Annotated in this window: 1 protein-coding gene; it reads left to right on the plus strand. The window is 76.5% G+C overall.

Features of this window, described 5'->3' with window-relative positions:
- Window positions 1–1,032: thiamine pyrophosphate-dependent enzyme (locus tag EYA84_RS32285; protein WP_236146088.1), on the plus strand; the 1,032-nt coding region annotated here is incomplete at both ends.

Consider the following 1,032-nt stretch of genomic DNA (forward strand, 5'->3'; position numbering starts at 1 on the left):
CACCGACACGTCCGCGCCCGCCGGGCAGGCGACGGAGGTCGACCTCGACCCGGCCGAGGACGCGCCGCCGGTCGGCAGGGTCGGGCACGCCGAGGAGGGCCCCCGGGCCGCTGATCCGCTGGACGACGACGAGCGCCCGGCCGGGAAAGCGGAGGCCGCAGGCGACGAGCGGCGGGCGGTCGACCCGGTGTACGCGGACGCGGCCCGGGACGTGCTGCGGGGCATGGTGGCCTCGCGCGAGGAGCCGATCGCCGGAGGCCGGCACAAGGTCTTCGGTCGGGCCGACCTCGCCGTGGTGCCGACCACCTCCACGATCGCCTCGCACCTGCCCCGGGCGGTGGGCATGGGCCTCGCGGTGGAGCGGCTGCGCCGGCTGGACACGCGACCGGAGCCGGCCTGGCCGGGCGAGACGCCCGTCGCGACGACGTGGGCACCGGACGCGATCGTGGTCTGCTCGTTCGGGGACGCCTCGATCAACCACGCCAGCGCCACCGCCGCCTTCAACACCGCCGGCTGGTACGACCACACCGGTCTGCGCATCCCGGTGCTGTTCGTGTGCGAGGACAACGGCCTGGGCCTGAGCCTCCGGTCCCCGCAGGGCTGGGTGACGACGGCGCTGCGGTCGAAGCCGGGGGTGCGGTACTTCGCCGCCGACGGCACCGACCTGGTCGAGACGTACGAGGTGGCGGTCGAGGCGGCGGCCTGGGTCCGCCGCCACCGGCGCCCGGCCGTACTCCACCTCACCACGGTGCGGTTGATGGGGCACGCGGGCGCGGACGCCGAGAGCGCGTACCGGTCGGCCGGGGAGATCCGGGCCGACCTGGATCGGGATCCGGTGGTGGCCACCGCGCGACGGTTGGTCGAGGCGGGCCTGGCCAGCGGTGCGGAGTTGCTGGAGCGCTACGACGAGATCGGCTGGCGGGTCCGCCGGCTGGCCGAGGGGGTGCTCGACGAGCCGAAGCTGTCCAGCCCGGCCGAGGTGGTCGCCCCGCTGGCGCCCCGCCGACCGTTGCGGGTGGCCCGTGCGGTGGC

Origin of the sequence: Verrucosispora sp. SN26_14.1 (genome assembly GCF_004307965.1) — a bacterium.
In the GTDB taxonomy this organism is placed as follows: domain Bacteria; phylum Actinomycetota; class Actinomycetes; order Mycobacteriales; family Micromonosporaceae; genus Micromonospora.